General features: G+C 56.0%; 18 protein-coding genes. 4 read left to right on the top strand and 14 right to left on the bottom strand.

Going from position 1 to position 19,315, the window contains the following annotated elements:
- Position 1 precedes the first annotated feature (1 nt).
- Together IEW65_RS11560 and IEW65_RS11555 are read left to right on the top strand one after the other, a co-directional pair.
- Positions 2 to 1,450 (top strand): uroporphyrinogen-III C-methyltransferase, encoded by a 1,449-nt coding sequence (locus tag IEW65_RS11560; RefSeq protein ID WP_188639636.1) that lies wholly within the window; start codon positions 2 to 4, stop codon positions 1,448 to 1,450.
- Positions 1,447 to 2,709 carry a heme biosynthesis HemY N-terminal domain-containing protein gene (locus tag IEW65_RS11555; protein WP_188639635.1) on the top strand — a complete coding sequence of 421 codons (1,263 nt, stop codon included), beginning with the start codon at positions 1,447 to 1,449 and terminating at the stop codon, positions 2,707 to 2,709. The genes IEW65_RS11560 and IEW65_RS11555 overlap by 4 nt, the downstream gene beginning before the upstream one ends.
- A gap of 58 nt (positions 2,710 to 2,767) precedes the next feature.
- Here IEW65_RS11555 and mscL read toward each other — a convergent pair whose 3' ends face one another.
- Together mscL and pobA are read right to left on the bottom strand one after the other, a co-directional pair.
- A complete protein-coding gene (mscL, locus tag IEW65_RS11550; protein WP_188639634.1) occupies positions 2,768 to 3,259 on the bottom strand; it encodes a large conductance mechanosensitive channel protein MscL in 492 nt (163 codons plus the stop codon).
- 156 nt (positions 3,260 to 3,415) lie between these two features.
- A complete protein-coding gene (pobA, locus tag IEW65_RS11545) occupies positions 3,416 to 4,600 on the bottom strand; it encodes a 4-hydroxybenzoate 3-monooxygenase (RefSeq protein ID WP_188639633.1) in 1,185 nt (394 codons plus the stop codon).
- 143 nt (positions 4,601 to 4,743) lie between these two features.
- Here pobA and IEW65_RS11540 point away from each other — a divergent pair, with 143 nt between their 5' ends.
- Positions 4,744 to 5,658, top strand: coding sequence for a helix-turn-helix domain-containing protein (locus tag IEW65_RS11540; protein ID WP_188639632.1), 915 nt, complete (start codon positions 4,744 to 4,746; stop codon positions 5,656 to 5,658).
- Here IEW65_RS11540 and IEW65_RS11535 read toward each other — a convergent pair.
- The 12 genes from IEW65_RS11535 to IEW65_RS11480 form a co-directional block, all read right to left on the bottom strand.
- Complete coding sequence (locus IEW65_RS11535) at positions 5,651 to 7,102, bottom strand: aldehyde dehydrogenase (protein WP_188639631.1); 1,452 nt, start codon at positions 7,100 to 7,102, stop codon at positions 5,651 to 5,653. The two genes, IEW65_RS11540 and IEW65_RS11535, sit on opposite strands and share 8 nt — an antisense overlap.
- Positions 7,103 to 7,130: 28 nt before the next feature.
- Positions 7,131 to 8,420, bottom strand: a complete 1,290-nt coding sequence (locus IEW65_RS11530) for a TRAP transporter large permease (protein WP_188639630.1) — start codon at positions 8,418 to 8,420, stop codon at positions 7,131 to 7,133.
- On the bottom strand, positions 8,410 to 8,955 hold the full coding sequence (locus tag IEW65_RS11525; protein ID WP_188639629.1) for a TRAP transporter small permease: 546 nt from the start codon (positions 8,953 to 8,955) through the stop codon (positions 8,410 to 8,412). Before IEW65_RS11525 ends, IEW65_RS11530 begins: the two co-directional genes overlap by 11 nt.
- Before the next feature lie 6 nt (positions 8,956 to 8,961).
- Positions 8,962 to 9,993, bottom strand: a complete 1,032-nt coding sequence (locus IEW65_RS11520; protein ID WP_188639628.1) for a TRAP transporter substrate-binding protein — start codon at positions 9,991 to 9,993, stop codon at positions 8,962 to 8,964.
- Positions 9,994 to 10,311: 318 nt separating this feature from the next.
- A complete protein-coding gene (gene pcaG / locus IEW65_RS11515) occupies positions 10,312 to 10,944 on the bottom strand; it encodes a protocatechuate 3,4-dioxygenase subunit alpha (protein ID WP_188639627.1) in 633 nt (210 codons plus the stop codon).
- A gap of 11 nt (positions 10,945 to 10,955) precedes the next feature.
- On the bottom strand, positions 10,956 to 11,687 hold the full coding sequence (pcaH, locus tag IEW65_RS11510; RefSeq protein WP_188639626.1) for a protocatechuate 3,4-dioxygenase subunit beta: 732 nt from the start codon (positions 11,685 to 11,687) through the stop codon (positions 10,956 to 10,958).
- A gap of 32 nt (positions 11,688 to 11,719) precedes the next feature.
- Positions 11,720 to 12,889 (bottom strand): bifunctional 3-oxoadipate enol-lactonase/4-carboxymuconolactone decarboxylase PcaDC, encoded by a 1,170-nt coding sequence (pcaDC, locus tag IEW65_RS11505; RefSeq protein ID WP_188639625.1) that lies wholly within the window; start codon positions 12,887 to 12,889, stop codon positions 11,720 to 11,722.
- Between the two features lie 11 nt (positions 12,890 to 12,900).
- On the bottom strand, positions 12,901 to 14,103 hold the full coding sequence (gene pcaF, locus IEW65_RS11500) for a 3-oxoadipyl-CoA thiolase (protein WP_188639624.1): 1,203 nt from the start codon (positions 14,101 to 14,103) through the stop codon (positions 12,901 to 12,903).
- Positions 14,104 to 14,113: 10 nt separating this feature from the next.
- A complete protein-coding gene (locus tag IEW65_RS11495; RefSeq protein WP_188639623.1) occupies positions 14,114 to 14,887 on the bottom strand; it encodes a CoA-transferase subunit beta in 774 nt (257 codons plus the stop codon).
- Entirely contained in the window at positions 14,887 to 15,705 is an 819-nt protein-coding gene (locus IEW65_RS11490) for a CoA transferase subunit A (protein WP_188639622.1), read from the bottom strand. The genes IEW65_RS11495 and IEW65_RS11490 overlap by 1 nt, the downstream gene beginning before the upstream one ends.
- A 188-nt stretch (positions 15,706 to 15,893) precedes the next feature.
- Entirely contained in the window at positions 15,894 to 17,234 is a 1,341-nt protein-coding gene (locus tag IEW65_RS11485; RefSeq protein ID WP_188639621.1) for a class-II fumarase/aspartase family protein, read from the bottom strand.
- Between the two features lie 177 nt (positions 17,235 to 17,411).
- Positions 17,412 to 18,098 carry a TetR/AcrR family transcriptional regulator gene (locus tag IEW65_RS11480; RefSeq protein WP_188639620.1) on the bottom strand — a complete coding sequence of 229 codons (687 nt, stop codon included), beginning with the start codon at positions 18,096 to 18,098 and terminating at the stop codon, positions 17,412 to 17,414.
- A gap of 164 nt (positions 18,099 to 18,262) precedes the next feature.
- Here IEW65_RS11480 and IEW65_RS11475 point away from each other — a divergent pair, with 164 nt between their 5' ends.
- A complete protein-coding gene (locus IEW65_RS11475) occupies positions 18,263 to 19,309 on the top strand; it encodes a DctP family TRAP transporter solute-binding subunit (protein WP_188639619.1) in 1,047 nt (348 codons plus the stop codon).
- Positions 19,310 to 19,315: the final 6 nt, after the last annotated feature.

Below are 19,315 nucleotides of genomic sequence, written 5' to 3'. Positions count from 1 at the left end.
GATGAGCAAACAACCAAACGAGCAGGAAGGCGTTAACAACACGTCTGCCGATGCATCCAAAGACAGCGTGCAGCCGAACGAGACCACGGCATCATCGGCTAACAGCGAGACCACCGCTGGCAGCGCTTCCTCGTCTTATGCGGCCAAAAACAGCCGTTCGCGTCGCCGTAATAAAGGTGGCCCGACTCATTCCAACACGAGCGCACCCAGCGCCAGTGCAACCACGCCTAGCCCCGCTCAGGAAAGCGCCTCTCAACAGACCAGCGCCCCTAACGATGCAAAAGCGACGGCAGCAGATACCAAACCGACCGCCACGGCAACGCCTGCAGCGTCCACATCCGCTAAAAGCGGCAGCGCATCTGCTACGGGCAGCCCCGGCAAACCAACGCCGCCCACTTCTACCAGTGGCGGCGGCAGCAAAGGTAGTGGCTTAGCCATTGCCCTGGTGATTATCCTGGCGCTCGCCTTGGGTCTAGTCGCTTGGCAAGGCTGGCAGCGCCTGGATAGTCAGCAGCAGCGTTTAGATGAACTGGCTCAGCAGGCCCAGAACAGCGCTTCCCAGCAGGCCGTTAGCGACCTTGAAACACGTATCGAAGAGAGCGAAGCCGAGCGTGGTCAAGCACTCGATAGCACCATGAGCGAGCTGCGTAGCGAGCTGGATAGCTACCGCAGCGAGGTCAACGGCACGCTGGACGACGTACTGGCGCAACTCTCCCAAGACCAAGATGCTGACGAGCGCGACTGGCTACATGCCGAAGCGGCCTACCTGCTGCGGTTAGCGAACCAGCGCCTACAGTTAGAAGGTGACGTCGAAGGTGCCGCTGCGCTGCTGCGTACCGCCGATGCCCGCCTTGCCGATGCGGATAACCCGGCGCTGACGCCGGTGCGTCGCGAGATTGCCAATGAACTCGCCGCGCTAGACGCCGTGCCTCAAGTAGATCGCACCGGCATTTACCTTGCCTTAAATGCCCAGCAAGAGCGCGTAGCGGGCCTGCGCCTGTCTCAAGAAATTGAAGAGCGTGCTGTAACGTCAGGCATCGAGCAGCCGCCTACCGGCACTTTCCAGCGCCAGTTAGCCCGCTTCGGTGCCGAACTGAAAGACCTTGTAGTGATTCGTCAGCACGATGAAGCGCTCGAAGCCCTGGTGACGCCTGAGCAGGAGTCTTACCTGCGCCAGAGCCTGCGACTGATCCTCGAACAGTCTCAGCTAGCGCTGCTTAAAGAGGAGCCTGAGCTGTATGAGGCCAGCATCGACAAGGCCCTGGAACTGCTCAACGGCTACTACGATACCGAGCGCGAAGAGACACAGAGCGTGATTGCCCGTTTGCAAGAGCTGAAGCAGGTTCAGGTACAGCCTGAGCTGCCGGATATCAGCGCCTCTCAACAAGCGCTGGCCAGCTTCATCGACAACCGCTTTGAGTCGCGCCGTCAGGATGGAGGTGATGCATGAGAAAACTCATCCTGCTAATTGTTGCGGGCCTTGCGGTTGGCGCACTTTTTGGGCACCTGATGATGTCGGTGCCCGGCTACTGGCTGATCCGGGTCGGTGACACCTCGGTTCAAACCTCATTCTGGTTTGGTCTGGTGCTGTTGCTGGGCGCCTTTATCGTGCTGCACTTCGCGCTGCGCCTGCTCACCGGCATTATTCGTCCGGTAGGTCGCTTTCGCACCTGGAACAGTCGTGCCCGTAACCGTCGCGCCATGAAGCGCACCGTGCACGGCTTGGTGGCACTCACCGAAGGCCGTTGGAAGAAAGCGGAAAAAACTCTGGTGCGTGCAGCCGATGACTCCAGTACACCGTTGGTGAACTACCTCTCGGCTGCACTGGCTGCGCACTACCAGGGCCACCACGAGAAGTCTCAAGAGCACCTGAACCAAGCTCAGCTCACCACCGACGGCGCGGATACCGCCATTGGCTTGATGCAGGCACAGCTGATGATTGACCGTCAGCAGCCGGAAGAGGCACTGGCGATTCTCAACCGCCTGGATAAGCAGCTCACCAATCATCCTCAGGTATTGAAGCTTCTGAAGCAGGTCCACCTGAGCGTCAACGATTGGGAAGGCCTACGCCGCCTAATTCCGCGCTTGGCCGCGCAAAAGCTGATTACCCAGCAAGAGCGTGAACAGCTGGAATTCAAAGCGTATCGCGAACTGATCATCTTCGAAGCAAAGAACCCCACCAATATCGAACGGGTTCGCGGGCTGTGGGCCGATATGCCCGACTACCTGCGCGGCAATACCGAGCTGATCGTGCTCTATACCGAGGCACTGCTGCAAGCTAACGAAGAGCCCATTGCCGAGCGCTTGCTTAATCACTCGTTGGATAACCACTGGGACGCCCGCTTAGTGAAGCGCTACGGCCTGCTTAATGTCGATGCTGCTCGCCAGCTCGCCAAAGCCGAAAAGTGGCTGCAAGAGCGCCCCAACGACCCCGAGCTGCTGCTCGCCTGTGGCCGCTTATCGCTACGTGTGGGCCAGTGGGAAAAAGCGCTGGAGTACTTTGAAGCCAGCCAGCGCCAACGCCCCAATGGCGAAGTGTGTGCCGAGCTTGCCCGCCTCTACGCAAGCCTAGGCGAGCACAACAAGAGCCAGCTCTACTATCGCCACAGTGTCGATATGCTAGCCAAATCACTGCCATCGCTGCCACAACCCAGCGATGCCAGTGACAGCAAGCAGAGCGATCAGAAAGCAGTGAAAAAGACGGCGTAACTGTCCACTGCAATGTAAAAAGGGTGCCTAAGTGGCACCCTTTTTTTATGACGATTTGCTACACGCTCTCGACAGACTTCTCTTGAACCGCCGCCTGCAGCTCAGACGTACAGTGCCCACAACGAACGGCCTTGATCGGCACCACCATAAAACAGTAAGGGCAGGGCTTTTCAGTCGGGTCTGCCGGAGCCACTGCTTCTTCTCGCTTCAAGCGGTTGATCGTGCGCACCAGCAAAAAAACCACGAACGCGACGATAGAAAAACTCACTACCGCGTTGATAAATAGCCCCACGTTGAGCGTCACCGCCCCCGCCGCTTGGGCTTCCGCTAGAGTGGCATAGGGTGCTTCCGCCACGCCTTCTCGCAACACAACAAACAGATTCGAAAAATCGATTCCGCCCACCAGCAAACCAATCAGTGGGTTCATCACATCTCTGACGAGGCTTTGCACGATCAGCGTAAACGCCCCGCCAATGATGATGCCAACGGCCATATCAATGACGTTGCCCTTGACTGCAAACTCTCGGAATTCATGAAAAAATTTAGCCATACGTCACCTGTTCTCACCAAGCCAATGAAACCCAAAGGGCTAAATTGCCCTGAGAGAAGAATGGGCCACGGTTAAAAGAGCGGCAAGGGGAAGGATAATATAAAAAAGCCCAAACAAAGCTGCTTGGGCAAAGAAGGGGAGCTCAAACGTGTTTGCTTACTCTAGGGACTCATACGGCAAACCAACATAGTTTTCTGCGATGGTCGTCAGTCCAGCCTGTGAGCTAGTCACATAGTCCAACTCGGCCAGCTGCATGCGGCTATTGAAATCCTCCTCATCCGAAAAGTTGTGCAGCATGGAGGTCATCCACCAGGAGAACCGTTCAGCTTTCCAAATGCGTTTCAGGCACGTTTGCGAGTAGCGCTCGATCAGATCTGTACGGCCTTCTTTGTAGACCTTCACCATTAACCGGTAAAGCGTATTGACATCGCTGGCGGCCAAGTTCAAACCTTTGGCACCGGTGGGCGGCACGATATGCGCCGCATCGCCAACCAGAAACAGCCGACCGTACTGCATCGGCTCAACCACATAGCTACGCAGTGGCGCGATGCTCTTCTCGATGGATGGCCCAGTGACAAGCCTTTGAGCGACCTCTTCCGGCAGGCGACGCTTCAGCTCTTCCCAAAAACGCTCATCTGACCAGTTTTCAACTTTTTCATCTAACGGCACTTGCAGGTAGTAACGGCTGCGGGTGGCGGAGCGCATGCTGCATAAGCTAAAGCCGCGCTCATGGCGCGCGTAGATGAGCTCATCAGAGACCGGTGGCGTATCCGAGAGCACACCCAGCCATCCAAACGGGTACACCTTTTCAAACTCTTTAATGCGGTCCTCGGGAATCGCCCGGCGGGAGACGCCATGGTAGCCATCGCAACCGGCAATATAATCGCAGTCGAGCCTGACCGTTTCACCGTTGTGCTCAAAGGTTAAATAGGGGCTGTCGCTTTCCAAGTCGTGGGGCTGGACGTTTTCTGCTTCATACAGTGTGGTTGCACCAGCAGCGGCACGCGCCTCCATCAAATCCCGCGTCACCTCGGTTTGACCATACACCATCACTGTGCTGCCGCCGGTCAGTTCATCCAGAGCAACCCGCACGCGCCGGTTGTCGAAAACAAGCTCAAAGCCATCATGGGGTAAGCCTTCTTTATCCATGCGCTGATCAACACCTGCTTCACGCAGCAAGTCCACCATCCCTTGCTCAAGCACGCCAGCGCGGATTCGGCTTAATACATACTCTCCGCTACGCCGCTCAACAATCACGTTATCAATGCCTTGACGCTGCAGTAGCTGGCCCAGCAATAGGCCAGAAGGGCCTGCGCCAATTATCGCAACCTGCGTTTTCATAGGGGGCCTCATCGTTGTCATTATATAAATGCTGATGACTTGTATTTTTCAATGAAACGATGCGCATAATAAGGCATGAATAAGAAGGTTAATTGGACTTTTCCAGTGTTACTGCACGACATTAGTCGCATGAGGAGCAGCGCGTGAAAACAGCAACGACAACCCATGTTCCCGTGTTCAAGCTATACGGTGAAACACAGCACTGGCCGACGCCGGACTTATTACACTGTGAGTCAATTCCCGAGCGCAGCCGCCTGCATGACTGGCGCATTCGCCCTCATCGGCATGTGGATTTAGTGCATATTCTATTTATCAGCCACGGAAGCCTGGAGTTAGAGCTTGAAGGAGCTAAACAACGCCTTGAAGGCGCAGTGACCATTATTGTGCCCGCGATGGCCATCCATGGTTTTCACTTTTCTCCCGATATCGTCGGTCACATTATTACCCTGGCGAAGCCGTTGGCCGAGCACCTTAACGAGTTAATGGGCGAAAGCAGTGCGCTACGCAAAGCTGATTTTGTACGCCTGAATCAGCCCGTTAACACCCAGCGCATTGCAACGCTGATCGACCAAATTGACCAGGAGTACCGCCAACCGGCACCGGGAAGAAACCGACTGCTTGAAGCGCTGGTGCAAGCGTTAGTCGTCGAGCTATCACGTCTTACTGCTTACCCTGACAAGCCTGCAAAGCGCCATGGCCCACGCCAGCACGATAAGGGGCGCATGCACCTTGAGAACTTTCAAGCGCTGATCGAAGCGCACTACCGTGAACAGCCAAGCATTGAACAGTTAGCCGAGCAGATAGGCGTGAGCAGCGCGCACTTGAACCTGCTCTGCCGCCAACTCGCCGGGCACAGCGCTCTGCAATTACTGCATGAGCGCCTAATGCTAGAAGCCAAGCGCCAGCTCACCTATACCAATATGACCATTGGCGAGGTCTCCGACAGCTTAGGCTTCTCAGAACCGGCTTACTTCACGCGCTTTTTTAAGCGTAATACAACGCTTTCACCAAGGGATTTTCGGCTGCGACAAACGGCAGTTAACGAGTCCACTAAATAGGATAATGCCGCGGCCCGAGCTGCATGGTCATCCAGCGCAGCTCGGTGAACTCTTCGATGCCTGCTTTACCCCCAAAGCGCCCGTAACCGCTGGCTTTGACGCCGCCGAAGGGCATTTGCGGTTCATCGTGTACCGTCGGGGCGTTGATATGGCAGATACCCGTTTGTAAGCGCCCTGCCACTTTCATGGCGCGTGCGCTATCGCGGCTAAACACCGCCGATGAAAGGCCGTACTCGCTGTCGTTGGCGACGCGGATGGCCTCTTCTTCGCCGTTAACGCGAATCACCGCCACGATGGGGCCAAACGACTCTTCGCTATATAGCCGCATATCACTGGTGACACCATCGATAACCGTGGCCTGCATCACCACGCCCTTGGCTTTGCCACCAGCGGCTAAGTGGGCGCCTTGCGTCACGGCATCATCAATCAGGCTATTTAGTTTTTCACCTGACTGAGCGTTAATTAACGTGCCCAGGGGGTTGCCTTCATCACGCGGGTCGCCTGCCTTTAGCGCCTGAGCACGGGCGGAAAATTTCTCCACGAAAGTATCCGCCACTTGGGTATCAACAATGACACGCTCAGTGGACATGCAGATCTGGCCTTGGTTAAAGAACGCGCCAAAGATGGCAGCATCCACGGCGGCGTCGATATCCGCATCGTCCAGTACCAAAAACGGCGCTTTGCCGCCCAGTTCAAGCAGCACAGGTTTTAAATATTTGGCCGCTTGCTCGGCGATGATTTTGCCCACGCCGGTGGAGCCGGTGAAATTGATTCGGCGTACGGCGGGGTGGGCAATCAGCGCACTCACCACCTCAGCGGCGTTATCAGGCGCGTTGGTAATCACGTTGACAATACCTCCGCCAAACCCTACTTCTTGAAGCACTTCACCAATGAGGTGATGGGTTGCTGGGCACTGCTCGGAAGCCTTCAGGATAACGGTATTGCCGCAGGCCAAGGGCGTGGCGATGGCTCGCGTACCTAGAATAATCGGCGCATTCCAGGGCGCGATACCGACCACCACGCCACAGGGAACGCGCACGCCCATGGCCATACTGTCGGGCACATTTGAGGGAATAATATCGCCGTGAATTTGCGTGGTTAACGCCGCCGCCTCACGCAGTACATCGGCCGCTACTTTGACGTTAAAGCCCGCCCAACCCGGCGTGGCACCAGTCTCATCAATCATTCGATCAATAAAATCGCTCTGACGCGCCTCCATCAGCTCGGCTGCTTTTAGAAGCTTCGCACGCCGCTCGCCTGGGCCTGTTTGCGACCATGCATCAAACGCCCGTCCAGCCGCGTCGGCAGCTGCATTTGCATCACCCACACTTGCTGCCGCCGCCGTGGTGACAACCTCGCCACTCAACGGATTGGCTCGGGTAAAGGTGGCTTCGTGCTCTGCGGCTTTTGCTTCACCTGCGGACAATAGCTCAATAGTGACCATGGCATTCACTCCTTGTAATAAAACCAGCCTAGAGCAGAAACAGCGTGCTCAAAATCGGGAACGCGATGAGCAGTGCCAGGCGTATTAAGTCAGAGACCACAAACGGCGCGACCCCTTTAAAAATCTCCCCCAGCCCAACATGTGGTGCCATCGCTTTAATCACAAACACGTTCATCCCCACTGGCGGGGTCATCAGCCCCAGCTCTACCGTCAAAACAGTCAGAATACCGAACCATACAGGGTCGATGCCCATCGCCTGAATGATGGGGTACACCACGGGAACGGTGATGACCAGCATGGCGATGGAATCCATAAACATGCCCAGCACAAAGTAGAGGGCCAGGATGCACAGCACCACAACGAGCGGTGTGAGATCCATTCCATAGAGCAGGTCAGTAATCGAAAAAGAAATACGCGATACCGAGATGAAGTATCCCAGCGTTTCAGCCCCTACCAGCATAAAGAACACCACCGCAGAGAGCGCCAGCGTTTCTTGTACGCTGCGCCACAGCTGGGCACTGCGCATGCCTTTCACGAGGGCGTAAATCAGTGTGGCAAATGCCCCTACGCTGGCCCCTTCGGTGGGGGTAAAGGCACCAAAATAGATACCTAAAATCATCACCAGGAAAACGCCAAAGAACGGTATTAAGCCAGTGAGCGACACCAGTTTCTCTTTCCAGGGCGTTGGCTCTCCTGCCACCGCTAGAGAGGGGCGCAACCGCATGACAACGGAGATCGTCAGCGCGTACATCACCAAGCCCAACAGGCCAGGAATTAACCCCGCCATAAACATATCGCCCACCGACTGCTCGGTGAGAATGGCGTAAATCAAGAGAGCAATACTGGGTGGAATCATGATGCCCAGCGTGCCGCCTGCAGCAAGCGCCCCGGTGGCCAACCCACGGTGATAGCCATAGCGCTCCATTTCCGGCAGCGCTACCCGGGTCATGGTGCTCGCTGTCGCCAGCGATGAACCGGAAATAGCAGAGAAGATGCCACAAGAGCCAATGGCCGCAATCGCCAAGCCCCCCTTCCAGCCGCCGCAAATGGTACGCGTTGAATCAAACAGCTTTCCGGCCATGCCAGAATGGGCAGCCAAAACGCCCATCAAAATAAACATCGGTACGGCGCTGAAGCTGTAGTTGGAAAGCACCTCTACGGGTACCGTTTTAAGCTGCGCAATTGCCGCATCCCAACTGACGATTTGGGCAAACCCCACCACGCCGACAATGAGCATGGTTAACGCTACCGGGACGCGTAGGATCATCAGTACCAGCAAACACCCAAGACCAATAGCGCCAATCGCTTCACTCCCCATGAGCAGCCTCCTCGCCCTTGCCGTAAAGAATGCCTAGCAAGGCATGGATAAAGCTGCGTAACCCCAGTAGTAAACTGAGCACGGCTGCCAGCTGATAAATGGGCCCCATGGGCAGTCGCAGATCCTGAGTGGTAGTGCCGTGACGGGCAGCTGCCGCTGCTGAGTCCCATAAACCTACAAATAAAATGAATCCCAGCGCCATAAAGCCAAGAAAATAGAGACCTTGTAAGCGGTTTTTAATGGCTTGGGGCAAACGGTGTGAAAAGGCTTCTACCACCACCTGGCTCTTCTCAACGTTTGCGGACATTGCCGCTAATAAAGCAAACAGCATTAAATAGCTAACTAACTCCACGCTCCCTGATACGCGTAACGAAATAGCGCCTTCCGTCACGCGGGCAAGGTAGCGAGTACTTACATCGGCCATTGTGACTGCCAGTAAGCCAATCAGCGCTATTCCGGCAATCAAACGACAAATAAGGGCCAGCCAATGGCTGGCCCTGTTGAGAATATGCTGAAAGTGGAGAGTAGACTGCATGACACCTTATCCCTGTTGGGTACCACAAGACTCGCTCGCTGCTAGTGCAGCTTCATACACCTCACGGGATTGGCTCAAACCGCGCTCTTCTAACTGCGTTAAGTAGTTTTCAATACCGGTTTGCAGCGGCTCCTGCCAGTCGGGGTGTTGAAGCGGGTTTTCGATTTCACGGATGGTGTGGCCCGCATCAACCGCTTCCTGCTTGCCTTCCACATCTAGACGGTCAAACACTTCACCGGCCTTTTCAGCCCACTTCATACCTGAGTTATTGTCGATAACTGCTTGCTGCTCGGGGGATAAGCCTTCATAGGCACGCTGGTTCATGGTGGCGACAAAGATCAGCGTATAGAACGGTACTTCGGTGTGATAACTGACGAGCTCATTAACACGAAAACCTTTTAAACCTTCCCAGGGGAAGCTCAGGCCATCGATAACGCCGCGCTGCATAGAGGTATAAATGTCTGGTGCTGGCATGCCCACCGGGCTTGCGCCCATATTTTCGAGCATTTCACCCGCGACAGCAGTGGGTCGGCGAATACGTAGCCCTTGCAGGTCAGCAGGCGTTTGCACGTCTGTATCGATGGTATGGATGCCGCCAGGCCCCGTGGTAAACATAAACAGCGGGCGGGTATCTTCGTATTCACTATCCAAATGACCGTCGTCGTAAAGCGTTTGCAGTACGCAAGCACCTTGCGTTGCCGTACTCGCTACCCCAGGCAGTTCAACGATTTGAGAGAGCGGGAAACGGCCGGCGGTATAGCCCTGGGCAGTGGCACCGATATCGGCAATGCCGTTGGCGGCGGCTTCATAAATCGAATCCGGTTTGGCTAGCGTACCAGCAGGGAACATTTGAATGGTTAGATCGCCATCGGACTCTTCGGCAACGGTATCGGCCCACGCCTGCAACACATCTTCATTAACGCCGGAAGGACCAGGCCAAAAATGCGCCATCCGTAGGGTGGTTTCTGCCTGAACCGAACTGATGCTAAGACCTGCAATAGCGGTCGCCAACAGACACCGAGATAGGGTTATTTTCATGGGGGACTCCAGGACTTTTGTTAGATTATTATAAGTTCGCATAACGAATACTAGTTCGCCCTAAGAGCCAGATTAGTCCACTCTAGCGCCTAGAGCTAATCGACATTCGTCTATGGTTAAACGCAGTCAAACCACGCTTACCCTAAACCCACGCCGAGCCCCAGTGTCACGACTCTTCAGTGCATCCGATAAGGCACTTTGGCAGCATAAAATTGGACTTTTCCAACATACACCCTCGACCATGGTCTTAACCCAATAAAAAAGCGCTGCCCAGTAATGAGCAACGCTTTTTGTTCTGCATTCATCTTATTAAAACGGTTAGAAATCAAAAAATACCGTTTCACCTTCGCCCTGAAGGCGGATATTCAGCCGGTAGCGCACTTTGCCATTGACCTCTTCGCGCTTGGCGATCAGGGTTTGACGGCGCGCCGGGGATTCGATGCGGGTTAGCACCGGGCACTGAGCGTTCGCCTCAGCTTCGTCATCGAAGTAGAGCCGCGTTTGCAGGTGGATGTTCACCCCACGGGCAAACAGCGTCAGGTTAATGTGCGGGGCCATTAGTTGGCCGCTGGGGTGCTTCACCGCGCCGGGCTTAATGGTGGTTAACGACCATTCGCTACCGTGATCGAAGGTGGTGGCAGTGCGGCCGAAGCTATTGAACGGCTTGCTCAGGTCGTAATCGGCCTGGTAGTTACCGCTAGCATCCGCTTGCCACGCTTCCACGAAAGCATCGCGGACTAGATCGCCGTTGCCGTCGATGACGATGCCGACCACTTCGATATGCTCGCCTTCGGCTTCAGGCTTGGCCATCTCGTTCCAGATCTCTTCATCCCGCACCGGATTACCGGCAGCGGCGAGGGCAAGACCAATATGCACGTAGGGGCCAGCGGTTTGCGAGGCGGTTTCCCGTAGCATCAGATCGCTGGTCGGCTGGCTATTCGGCTGCTTCATGAGGTATCCCCTTATTGATTCTCAAAATAGGTCTGCAGCTCGCCGCGCACGACCACATCAAAGCGATAGGCCAAGCAGTCCATCGGTTTGCTATGGGCCATATCGAGCCGTCCAACCATGGTCTCAACCGCAAGCGGATCTTTCAGCGTATGCACGATGGGGCAGAGGGGAATCAGCGGGTCGCCCTCAAAATACATCTGGGTGATCAGCCGGGTAGAAATTGAAGGTCCGGTGACTGAAACGTGGATATGCGCCGGGCGCCAGCTGTTCATGTCATTCGGCCACGGGTAGGGGCCGGGCTTGATGGTACGGAAGCGGTACATCCCCTGTTCATCGGTTAAACAACGCCCCACACCGCCGAAGTTAGGGTCTAGCGGTGCCAGGTACTTATCGTTCTTATGTCGATAGCGACCGCCCGCATTGGCCTGCCACATTTCCACCAGGGTATGGGGTATCGGCTTGCCAAACTGATCAACTACACGGCCAAACATGATAATCCGCTCGCCCTGGGGTAGCCCGCCCTGGCTTGAATCCTGACGAAAGTTCAGCAACAGGTCGTTATCGTGGGGGCCCATACGTAGGTGGCTAAAGTCTGGGCCGGTCAGCTCTGATGCTGTGGGCTGCTGCATGCTCACCAGCGCCTGCTGGGGCGAGCGCGCTACCGAGGTTTTATAACCGGGTGCATAGGCAGGCGGATGCCAGTTGCGGTCGCGTGCCACAAAGCGTTTATTGTCGTGGGTCATCGCCCTTACCTCTTATCCATTATTGTGATTCGCTACTCGCCCCAGCCCAGCTCTTTGGCGAGGGCAAAGGCATGGTTAGCTGCGGGGACGCCGCCGTAAATTGCCACATGCATTAGCACTTGGCGCAGCTCGGCTTCTGTTAGCCCAATCCGCTTGGCGGTTTTCAAGTGCAGCGTGAGCTCTTCGCGGCCGAGGGCAGCGAGAATACCGGTGGTGATCATGCTGCGTTCGCGACGGGTTAGGTCGTTGTTGCTCCACAGCTCGCCCCAGGCCAGCCGGGTAATCATCTGCTGGAAGGGCGCGTCCAGGCTGTTGGCGTTGGCGGTGGAGCGCGCCACATGCTCGTCACCGAGCACCTGCTTGCGGGTCTCCAGGCCGGTGGCGTAAGCCACGCCGTGGTTGGCTACGTCACCTAAGTCAGTGGCAAGCACTGCGAGGAGCTTTTGCGCGAACAGCGCTGGGGCTTCTACCGAAGGCACATGGCCTACGCCATCAAAAATCTCCAGCGGTGCGCCATCGAGTTCCGCAGCCAGGGCTTCCAGTGTTGCAGGCGGCGTGGCCATATCTTCACTGCCGCCAAATAGCTGCACTTTGACTTTCTTAGAAGCTAATTTTCCGGTGAACGTATCGCGGCCCAGCATTTCACACAGCTGGGCGTAGGATTCATCATCACCACGGCCCATTTGTACGCACCATCCCGCTTTCAGCGCTGGGCTTGCCTCAAACGCCGCTGGTGCAAACCAGCGCGGTACGATCTCTTGAGACATGGCCGCCAAGCCTTCCTGACGTACCCGGCCTGCGCGGGTATTCCACAGGTCAGGATTACCAATCACCGCACCGGTGTTGGTCAGCGTAACGGAAAGCAGCCGTTCGCTATGCTCGGCAATTAGTTGCTGGCCGACAACGCCACCAATGGAAGTCCCGGCAAAGTGGAAGCGCTGTGCGCCCGCAAGTTCTACCAACGCCAATACTTCCGCCGCTAGGTCAGCAGGGCTGATCTGCTCACCGCTAACCGCTTGGCTAGCGCCGTGGCCAGGCAGGTCCCAGGTCAATACTCGGTAGCGAGACAGCAGTACGGGAATCACGTCATCCCATACCGCTTGGCTCATGCCCAAAGGGTGCGCCAGCACGACAAGCGGATTTACTTCTGCGCCGAGCAATCGATACGCCACGCTACGACCATTGATGGTATGAAAAGCCATAACTGCCTCCGTTAAGCGCGCTCAATCAGCGTTGCGATGCCTTGGCCAACACCCACGCACATGGTGCAAAGCGCGTAGCGTTTGCCGCTGTTTTGCAGCTCATAGGCGGCGGTCATTAAAAGACGCGCACCAGACATGCCCAGCGGGTGGCCCAGCGCAATCGCGCCGCCGTTAGGGTTCACGCGGGGGTCATCGTCTTTAAGGCCCAGGTCACGCGTACAGGCCAACGCCTGAGCGGCGAACGCTTCGTTAAACTCAAACACATCGATCTCATCCATCGAGATACCGGTGCGCTTAAGCAGCTTCTGCACCGCAGGCACCGGGCCATAACCCATGATGCGCGGCTCGACACCTGCAGTCGCCATGCCGATGATTTTCGCCATCGGTTTAAGACCGTGCTGTTTAACCGCCGCTTCGCTGGCGACCAGCATCGCCGCTGCACCGTCGTTAACGCCGGACGCGTTGCCTGCGGTGATGCTGCCGCCTTCACGGAAAGGCGTAGGCAAACCCGCCAGCTTATCAAGAGTGGTCTCCCGCAGGTGCTCATCTTGATCAAAGATCAGCGGCTCTTGCTTGCGGCGGGGAATCTCAATGGCGGTGATCTCTTGAGCAAAGCGGCCGGCCTTTTGAGCGGCAGCGGCTTTCTGCTGGGAGCGCAGCGCAAAGGCGTCCTGATCTTCCCGGGAGATATTGAACTGCTCGGCAACGTTTTCTGCCGTTTCCGGCATGGAATCGACCCCAAACGCTTTCTTCATCAGCGGGTTGATTAAGCGCCAGCCGATGGTGGTGTCTTCGAGTTTTTGATTGCGGGCGAAGGCGCTATCGGCCTTGCCCATCACATAGGGCGCGCGGGACATGGACTCCACGCCACCCGCCAGCGCCAGCTCCATCTCACCCGCTTTAATGGCGCGAAAGGCGGTGCCCACCGCGTCCATTCCTGATCCGCACAAGCGGTTCATAGTGGTGCCAGGCACCGAGGTAGGAATGCCCGCCAACAGCGACGACATGCGCGCCACGTTACGGTTGTCTTCACCGGCCTGGTTGGCGCAGCCCATAAAGACTTCTTCAATGGCAGCAGGGTCGAGATCCGGCGCTTCCGCCAATACGGCCTTGAAGATGGTGGCAGCGAAATCATCCGGGCGCACGCTGGCTAAGGTGCCGCCAAAACGGCCAATAGCGGTGCGGCGGGGATGACATAAATAAACGTCACTCATAGCAAACTCCTTATTCGCCCGCGTGCGCCCGCTCGGTACGGGCTTTTAGCTCACGCAGAATCGTCAGCTCGTTTTCGCTGGGCTCTGGGGTGCTCTCCAGCTGCTCGGCAAAGCGAATGTCCCAGCCCGTTGCGTCAATCACCTCTTCGCGGGTTACGCCGGGGTGTAGCGATACCACCACTAACTCTTTCGTCTCCGGGTCAGGCTTCATCACGCACAGGTCGGTAATTACCCGGGTGGGGCCTTTGCCGATATTGGGCACGTTATCGCGCCCTTTACCGTCGCGGCCAAAGCCTAGCGTGGTGACGAAATCAACGTCTTTTACAAAGGCCCGCTTGGAGTGCTTCAGGGTGATAAACACTTCGCCTGCATTGGTGGCGATTTCCGGTGCCCCGCCGCCGCCTGGCAGGCGAACCTTGGGCGCTTTGTAATCACCGATCAGCGTGGTGTTAAGGTTAGCGAAGCGGTCGATTTGCGCGGTGCCTAGAAAGCCCACATCCACTTTGCCGCCTTGCAGCCAGTAGCGGAACATTTCCGGTACTGCCACGGTGGTCAGCGCTGATTCGCATAGCTCCCCATCGCCAATCGAGAGCGGCAGAATATCGGGCTTGGTTTGCAGGGTGCCGGATTCGTAAATCAGCACGACTTCAGGGGCGTGAGTCAGCCGCGCTAGGTTGGCAGCTTCTGAAGGTAAACCGATACCTACAAAGCAGGTCATGCCGTTTTCCAGCGCCCGAGCAGCAGTCACCGACATCATTTCAGAAGAGGTATATTCGAGGCTCATTAGCGTTTCTCCTCTTTACGGTAAACGTTCTCGTCGAGCCACTGAGTAAAGGTGTCGCGATCACGCGCGATGGCATCCCACTCTTTATAGAAGCGGTTGCTGCGGCCGTAATAACCGTGGGTGTAGGAAGGCAGCGCGCCTTTCTCTGCTACCGCAACGGCGCTGATCGCCCAGCTGGGGATCACGCAGGCGTTGGGGTGCGCGTTCAGATCATCGACGATCTCCTCCACCGTGACGATGCTGTGCTTGGCAGCGAGCACGGCCTCTTTCTGTACGCCGACAATGCCTTCTACCAGCACGTTGCCTTGGCGGTCAGCACGCTGAGCATGAATGATCGAGACATCTGGACGCACCGACGGTACTGCGGCCAGGCGTTCACCGGTAAACGGGCACTCAATGAATTTGATTTGATCATTGACGCTGGGCAGTTCGCTGCCGATATAGCCACGGAACACCGCTAGCGGTAATCCTGCGGCACCTGCTTCAAAGGCGCAGGCCATGGCCGCGTGGCTGTGCTCGAGAATCTCGATCTTGCACGGCCAGCCTTTCTCAACCGCATCGCGCAGGCGGTGAAGTGATCCTACGCCGGGGTTACCGCCCCAGGAGAAGATGACTTTTTTGGCACAGCCCGCGCCGATCATTTGATCGTAAATAATATCGGGGGTCATGCGGATCAGCGTCAGATCGCGTTTTTTCTGCCAGATCACTTCGTGACCGGCGGCAAACGGAATCAGGTGGGTAAAGCCTTCCATGGCCACCGTAGCGCCGTCTTGGACGTAGCGCGCTACCGCGTCATGCAAGCTGAGAAACTCGGCCATGATGGGTGCCTCTTAGCTGGTCGTTGCCATACTTGTCGGTATTTGTTCGTCAGACGAACACAGATTCTTAATACGAACAAGTTACTGCTGAACACCCATCGGGTCAAATAGCGGCGGAGCCTCTCAAAACAACGGAACCATTCAAATGCTTCGTTCAGGCAACAAACAAAACGCTTATAAACAATTACTTATTCAGAAATCAGCCATTGGCAGGCACGCGCCACCTGCCGTTCGCTGCTACCAAGGTATAAAGCAGGGTCACACGCCTGACGCAGCGCCGTGGCATCAACTTGGTCGGTGAGCTCGGGAGACGTGGAGAGCACCTCAACAAGTACCTCAGCGTAAGGGCGCCTTTCAAGGCGCGACGTTTCTGCCGCTGCAGCACTCACTGCTTTAGCCGCATCAGACCCCAAATGAGGTGTTAATAAGCGCGCCACTGGCTCTGCCATAATGCCACCACCAGTGGCCGCCAAGTTGCGCTGCATGTTGCCGGGATTCACTTCTAATCCCTCCAGCAACACAGCCACTTGCGCCAGCGCCCCTTCTACCAATAAAGCGCTTTCGATTAGCGGTGCCCACTCCGCATGCCACTCACCCAACCCTCGCTCCAGAGGCTGAGCAGAAGCATTGATCAAGACGCTGGTGTGGCCATGTACTTGCCGTGCTGCACTTCGAATCATGGCGCAGCGCACAGGATTGCGCTTATGGGGCATTGATGAGGACTCCCCCATCCCGGGTGCTGAGGGCTCGGCCACTTCACCGATTTCCGTTTGTGTGAGCAGTGATATGTCCAAGGAGATTTTGTCAGCAGCACCAGCCACTGCATCGAATGCCGTACCTAGTGCGTGAATTGGATAGCGGTCGGTATGCCAGGGAAGAACGGTCGATGCCAAACCTAGCCGCTCGGCTAGCGCGTCCATCCAGTCAAGCCCAAGGGCATCCCAGCCAGAGTGCACCCCTACCGCGCCGCCAAACTGCACGGGCAGCTCTACGGTGAGTAATCGCCGCCGTGCTTGCTCTAACCCTACTGCCCAGTGAGACACCTTGACCCCAAAAGTAATCGGTAGCGCCTGCTGCATCAGCGTGCGCCCCACCATGGGCGTCTGAGCATGAGACTCCATAAGCACCAGCGCCGCAGAGCGACAGCGCCGCAGCAAACTATCCAGTGCCACTAAGCGGGGTTTTAGCAGCAGCATTAATGCAGAATCGACGACATCCTGACTGGTCGCCCCCTGGTGCCAGTAGCGTTTTAACTCGTTAGGGAGCAGTGAGCGCCCCTGCTTGACGAAAGGAATCGCCACATTGCCACCACTGGCGATGCCCTCTGCAATGGTGTCAACGCTGAAGATGGCCTTTTCTAACTGATCGCGTATTTGCTGGCTAACCCCGGCTGGGATTGCTCCGCTGGCTTCTTGCACTTCCGCAAGGGCGAGTTCAAAGGCCAGCATGGCGTTCACCATGGCCTGTTCATCACAGGCATCCAAGGCTGGCTGGCTCATGAAGGGGTGTTTGGTAAAGATGGCGGGCATGGCAACGACGTCTCCGTTAGCAACACCTTGGCAACTGAGTGCCAAGAGGCAATAGTTCTGAGTGCACTCACACGTTTGTACTTATGTTCGCTCTTCGAACTATAGGCTAAATAGACCGCTACCTATCGGGCAACCAAAATTTAAACATGACCGATATTGCTGCTCACGAGAGCTTTGCTAGGGATTTGCCATCGCGGTGTCATCCGGCAACACGTACCGCATCACCATGTCCGTGACATGGTCTTCCAATTTGCGCTGATTCTCCGGTGCCGCCTGTTTCCAATCGAAAATGCGTGAAAACGTGTGCTGGTTGGAGACATTAAAGAATGACAGCGCACTAATAAGCCAATGAAGCTCACGGGGATCTAGCCCTTCACGAAAACAGCCTTCTTCAACACCGCGGTTATAAACGTTGGTGAGCGCATCAATCACCCCCGCATTCAGCGACTGGATCAGTTTCGATTGCGCTAAGTAGCGGCCGTGATGAATATTCTCAATCATCACCAGGCGAATGAAGTCAGGGTTTTTAGCGTGATGGCAAAACGTAAAGCGTACTAATCGACTCAGTGCCTCTAGGGGCGCTAAGTGATTGAGTTGCAGCTCTGCCTCTTGTAAACGCACCTTTTGATAAGCCGCTTCTAGCGTATGTAAGTAGAGCGTCTCTTTATCTTTGAAGTAGTAGTAAATCATGCGCTTGGAGGCACGCGTTTTTTCGGCGATCTCATCAATTCGCGCCCCCGATAAGCCTTTTTCCGAGAACTCTCGAGTCGCGACCGCAAGAATATCGGCCTGGACAGACTCAGGGTCGTTTTTACGACCGCGTCGTGTGGAAGAGGACGAAGAAGCGTTGGATTTGGCTGTCATTAATGGGCCTTTATTATCGTGATCGTCTTTGGTCTAGTATGCCATACCTTGACTGAACGTACCATTTCGTACATTGTTGTTTTGGACACAGTGAAATGGCCATGCGCGCTACCTTCATGGCTTTTCAAGCCCCATGACAATGGCTCGATAAGAGGACAACAATAATGTCTCTACGCCCCATGTTTTCACTACAAAAAACATCAATGAAACGCACGCTAACAGTGGCTATCACCACGGCAGCACTCTTCTCTGCGGCCCATGCCTCTGCACAAACCTTGCGCTTTGCCCATGTGGACCCTGACGACTGGACAACCTCTAAAAAGGGCGCGGCCGGTCAAGTCTTCAAAAACCTAGTAGAAGCCGAAACCGATCTGACGGTTGAGCTCTATCCGGCGGGTTCGTTAGGGGGTGAAACCGAACTGATTGAAGGTGCACAGGACGGCACCATTAGTATTGCGATGGTCTCCGGTGCTTACGCTAACTTCTGCCCAGCCGTCGCGGTGACAGATATTCCGTACACCTTCCCATCAGCGCCCGTTGCTTGGGAAGTCATGGATGGTGAGTTCGGTACGGCACTCGCCGAGCACTGCCTTGAACAAACCGGCTTGCGTACTCTGGCCTATGGGGAAACTGGCTTTCGTCACTTCACCAACTCTGTGCGCCCCATTCATACCCCCGAAGACATGCGGGGTTTAAAGTTCCGGGTGCAAACCATTCCCCTCTACCTAGAAATGGTGAATGCGTTAGGGGGGGTACCACAAGGGATTGCCTGGGGCGAGGTGCCAACAGCACTGGCGACTGGCGTCGTGGATGGTCAAGAGAACCCCATCTCGGTTATCTACGGCAACAATTTCTATGAGTTCCAGGACTACCTCACCCTTGATCGCCATGTGTACGGTGTCGATCACATCCTGATCAACGATGAGATCTTCCAGTCGCTTTCTGAAGAAGAACAAGCCGCCGTGAAGCGTGCTGCTGTGGTGGCAGGCACCACCGGCCGCGCCATCCAGCAGTTCAATTCCGCCGAGGGCATCACCAAGCTGCAAGCAGAAGGCATGGAGATCACTCAGCCAACCGCTGAGCAAATGGAGGCTTTCCGGGAAGCAGCACAGCCACCGGTTCAGGCTTATCTGCGCAATGAGCTTGGCGATGATGCCGAGTGGATTGATCGCCTCTCTTCCGCAGTGGATGACGCCTCCTCACGCTTCTAACACGCC

The sequence above is a fragment of the Vreelandella lutescens genome (genome assembly GCF_014640815.1).
Taxonomy (GTDB): Bacteria; Pseudomonadota; Gammaproteobacteria; order Pseudomonadales; family Halomonadaceae; genus Vreelandella; species Vreelandella lutescens.
Note: the sequence above shows the minus strand (reverse complement) of the source record. Positions and strands in the feature narration are given on the sequence as shown.